A 4,888-nucleotide genomic window follows, 5' to 3' on the forward strand; every position below is an offset into this window, starting at 1 on the left:
ATATAAAGAATTCTGGGAAGACAGCTTTACCAAGTATGCCAATAGAATAGGCCTCGCAAATGATAATAAGTTTATTTCAGATTCTTCAGATGTTGTACTCGATTTTCCATATAAAGATACAGTATTAAAAGCAGGAATGAGTAAGGAAGACGTTGATTCTGAAGTGGGGGGGGGGGAGATGAACCTTTCCTAAATGAAGTTCTTGCACGACCAGAAATCAGTGAATTACTGGGAAATAAAATCTTACAGAATGCTGCTGTCTATGATAAAAACGGGACACATGCAGCGTTGAGTATCAATGACAATACTAATCTGATAATTAAGGGCAATAACTTAATTGCCTTATACTCCTTATTAAATAGATACAAAAATTCGGCAAAATTAATTTACTTAGACCCACCTTACAATACTAAAAGTGCCGCCAATACTTTCCTATATAACAATACCTATAACCATTCTTCATGGTTAACATTTATGAAGAACCGTCTAGAAGTATCAAAAAAACTTGTTAAATATGACGGGTTTATTGTGGCGGCAATTGACTCCAATGAACTATTCTATCTAGGAGTCCTGATGGACGAAATATTCGGAGCAGATAACAGATTATCAGTCCTAGCCGTTGTGCATAATCCTGGTGGACGACAGGATGAGGAATTTTTCCCGTCTGCACATGAGAATTTAATAGTGTTTGCTAAAAGTAAACTACTGGCTAAATTAAATAATTTACCTATTAGTGAAGAAAAGAAAAAGCAATACAAGTTTCAAGATAAATATGGCAGGTATAAACTTCGTGGCTTCAGAAGAAGTGGTAATAATTCCTTAAAAACCCAACGTCCTAAAATGTTTTATCCCATTTATATCAATAAAAAAACTCATACTCTTAGCTTAGAAGACGATGGAAATAGCCAAAAATTATTACCAATCGATTCATCCGGTATAGAAAGATGTTGGCGCTGGGGGAGCTCTACCCTCATGGAAAAAAAGGAAAAGTATATTGAAATCAAGCCCAAAGGAGACTCTTTCGAAGTGTATGTAAAAGAAAGAGAGTCTGATTACCAAGGAGAAAAGGCAAAGTCCCTTTGGGAAAAGCCAGAATATACAGGCCAAAACGCAACACACACGTTAAAGACACTATTTGGCAAAAAAGTATTTACTTATCCTAAGTCAGAGTTTGTAATGAGGGATCTTATACAGGTTTGCACCAACCCGAACGATCTAGTTATTGACTTCTTCATGGGCTCCGCAACTACTCCAGCAGTGGCAATGAAAATGCATCGTCGCTTTATCGGTATTGAACAGATGGATTACATCAACACTATTTCCGTTCCACGCTTACAAAAGGTTATTGAGGGCGAGCAAGGCGGTATTTCCAAAGACGTCGACTGGCAAGGTGGCGGTTCCTTCGTCTACGCTGAGCTTATGGAAAAGAACCAAGGCTACTTAAAGGACCTACAAAAAGTCACCACTCTAAACGAATTAGACGCTGTATTCCAACGTATGAAGAAGGGGGCCGATCTTGACTTCCGGGTTGACCTAGCTAAATTTGAAAACGATTCTGAACGCAAGAAACTCTCATTTGAAGATCAAAAGAAACTATTGATTAAGCTGTTAGATAAAAACCAGTTGTACTACAACGAAGCTAATATTGATGATGCCGATGTCCGAGATCTTATTTCTGACAGTGATTATCAATTCAACAAAAGCTTCTACGGGAAGGAGTCAAAGTAATGGCTCGTAAGAAAGAAATCCCACAAGAAAAAATCGACCTCAAACTCTTAAATTGGCTTAATGACACGTCATTCTTTAACCAAGATGATGGTATGGACTGTCTGCCATTGTATATTAAACAAAACCTCAAACACAGTCTTCGTGACTACCAATTTTCGGCCATTCATAACCTGGATGCTGTAAAAAAAAGGTTTGGGAATGACAACGACTACAATCAGCTCATGTTTTACATGGCTACGGGGCCAGGTAAAACCGATATCATGGCCGCAGTTATTCTGTACATGTATCATGTCTGGAACTATCAGTGCTTCTTATTTACCACGAATACCACGGCCGTTGTCAGCAAGACTATTGATAATTTAACCAATAGTGCGTCGCCAAAGTACCTCTACCAAGACCCACTAACGATTGACGGTCAGCGCGTCATCATCAAACAGGTGACGGACTTCCCGGTAAATTTGGAAAAGAATACAATTTACATCAAATTTTCTGGCATTCAGCAACTGTCTAATGACTTCAATATTCCGCGTGAAAACGGGATTACTAAAGTGTCACTCAAGCGTCATAAGCTGGTGATTCTGGCCGATGAAGCTCACCACTTTAATGTCGGTACCCGTAGTAGTAAAAAGGAAAGTACTGAAAGCAAAAGCTGGGAGTCATTGCTGGACAAAATTCGTGGCTTAAATTTACAGAACGAACAGCTAGAATTTACGGCCACAATTGATCTTCACAATCCTGATATCTACCACAAGTATCAGAATAAAGTCATCGCTCAATACGACCTCAGTCGCTTCATTAACGATGGGTATTCCAAGCAGGTTTACCGGCTGCAAGCCAATAACAGTAATGAGAATAAAATGCTCAACGCAGTTTTGTTATCGCAATACCGGAAGCGGATTGCACAGAATATGGAAATTCCTGACTTCAAGCCGGTAATTCTCTTTAAGTCCAACACGATCGCTGAATCAAAGGCTGTCAATGAACAGTTTCTCTCCATGATTGATAACTTATCTGCGGAATCCTTACAGGAGTTTGTTCAGTCACAGAACCAGTCAAATCAAAGTGAAGCTCTCAACTTTGCCTACGAATACTGGCTCAAACAAGACTTCGGGGAAACAGTGGCTGAGTTAAAGCATGATTTCCGTGAACTGACAACGGTCAACGCTAATGATTCCGGCTCAAAAGGTCTCCTCTACCACTCTGATGTTGCAACCAAACTGAATACTCTGGAAAGCCCAGATAATCCAGTTCGTTCAGTCTTTGCTGTGGCCAAGCTGAGTGAAGGTTGGGACGTTTTGAACCTGTATGATATTGTCAGAATTGGCGAAAAGAATATTAAGCCAAAAGACACCAATGCAGAAGCTCAGCTAATCGGTCGTGGTGCCAGATATAACCCGTTTGTCTACCATGGTAAGAAGTCATATGTCCGCCGTTTTGATGATAGGAAGCCGGAAATTCAATTATTAGAACGGCTCTACTACCATACGATCAACAACCCACAATATCTAGAAAACCTGCGAAAGTCACTAGATGCCATTGATTTGCCTGTCAATGAAGACACGAAGTTTAAGATCTTCACCGCTAACGTTAAATCTTCCTTTAAGCGCACCTCAGCTTACCGACACGGTAATATCTACTACAATAAAGTCGAAATCGTCCCAGCATTGAACTACGATTCCATTCAAAAATATGGTTTCGATCCGTTAACGACCGAACCAGTTGATCTAATCAGTGCAACGTCCGAACGCCAAATTAATACCGGGGCAGATCGGAATGATCAAGCTTCGACTGAGTTGGTTAATGTGGCTTCATTTAGCAATCCAGCTGATAAAGCCCTGATTAACACTGCGATTTCGTTCAATGATTTCTTCAGATTCGATAAGCTGAAAAAGCAATGTCCAACTCTGACTAGTGTTCGGGAACTATTGACGAGTGACAAATGGTTAGGTCATGCAGTCGTACAAGCTTGTGTTGCAGTGGGAACCAAATTAACTCCACAGTTACGCTTACGAGTAGTTGAGAAATACTTAATGCGGGTTAACAATGCCCTCGTTAACAACTTCCAGCGTTCCAAAGGGACTAATGAATTCCAGCCAGTCGCTGTTCATGAAGTTATTCAAGACTATTCTAAGCGCGTTCGCGACGCCTTTAGTGACCCTCATGCCGCTCAAATTCATCCAGAATCGATGAAAGGTAAGGATTGTTTTGTCTACGATTACGCCATTGTCGACTTTTTGGAAAAGAGCTTCATTGATAAGCTTGGTGCAGAGATTCCACATATCAAGGAAAAGTTCAAGAACGCCTACTTATTGCGGATTGATGAGCGGAATTCCAATTTCAAACTTCATGATTTTTGGGAAGTAATTTATCGCTATGAAGGATACATGCCCGACTTTGTCCTTTACCTCGACAATGAAGACTACATTTATCAGATTTATATGGAGCCAAAAGGTGAACAACTCCTGGTAAGGGATAGCTGGAAAGAGGAGCTGCTTGAACGCATCAACCCTGAAAATGTGGTCGTCCTCGGAGAAATCGATAATGTTAAACTCTATGGGGTCAAATTCTACGTTGAAGATAACAAGGGTCACCAAGATCTTCATCATATGATGGACGATTTACGGGAAAAGATTGATTGGTCATAACGTTGAATAAAAGCAAAGCCTCTTCCAATCCATAGAGCTAAGAATAGAAAATATTTTATTTCATGCTATCATTAGGTTGTAAGAGATAGTTGAGGTTCAATGTACTTCTACCCCAAAAGCCCCGCGCTATTGCAGTAGCGAGAGGCTTTTTATTATTGCCTTTAGGCCTAGTTGAGTACGTAAGCGATAGCGCACGTGCGAAACAAAAAACCACCCGCTATGCGGGTGGGCAATCAAAATTATATAAATAAAAGCCTCTTTGGCCTTAAGATATAGGTGTTCAAGCCAAAATCTAATAAGGGAAAAGAGGTTAATTAATTATGGCCAATAAACTCAATAGTTTAGCCCATACAAAATGGTTATGTAAGTACCACACTGTATTCATCCCAAAGTATAGACGTAAAGTAATTTACAATCAATATCGAAGAGATTTACAAGAATATATTAAATTACTATGTAAATATAAGGGAGTCTAAATAATAGAAGGACACATGATGCCTGATCATGTTCATTTA

Annotated in this window: 3 protein-coding genes and 1 pseudogene; all 4 read left to right on the top strand. The window is 39.8% G+C overall.

Going from position 1 to position 4,888, the window contains the following annotated elements; translation table 11 throughout:
• The coding region (locus tag HMPREF0501_RS09035) for a site-specific DNA-methyltransferase (RefSeq protein ID WP_263598705.1) at positions 1-193 on the top strand (193 nt) is incomplete at its 5' end.
• 95 nt (positions 194-288) lie between these two features.
• Complete coding sequence (locus HMPREF0501_RS06890; protein ID WP_050755770.1) at positions 289-1,728, top strand: site-specific DNA-methyltransferase; 1,440 nt, start codon at positions 289-291, stop codon at positions 1,726-1,728.
• Positions 1,728-4,373, top strand: coding sequence for a DEAD/DEAH box helicase family protein (locus HMPREF0501_RS06895; protein ID WP_006917210.1), 2,646 nt, complete (start codon positions 1,728-1,730; stop codon positions 4,371-4,373). The genes HMPREF0501_RS06890 and HMPREF0501_RS06895 overlap by 1 nt, the downstream gene beginning before the upstream one ends.
• 320 nt (positions 4,374-4,693) lie before the next feature.
• Positions 4,694-4,846 (top strand): annotated as a pseudogene (locus tag HMPREF0501_RS08835) (transposase); the annotation flags it as partial.
• Positions 4,847-4,888 lie beyond the last annotated feature (42 nt).

The organism is Limosilactobacillus coleohominis 101-4-CHN, assembly GCF_000161935.1.
Lineage (GTDB): Bacteria > Bacillota > Bacilli > Lactobacillales > Lactobacillaceae > Limosilactobacillus > Limosilactobacillus coleohominis_A.

Excerpts from the sequence above, each read along its gene's own strand:
- HMPREF0501_RS06895 (WP_006917210.1), top strand. The coding sequence starts at position 1,728 with ATGGCTCGTAAGAAAGAAATCCCACAAGAAAAAATCGACCTCAAACTC.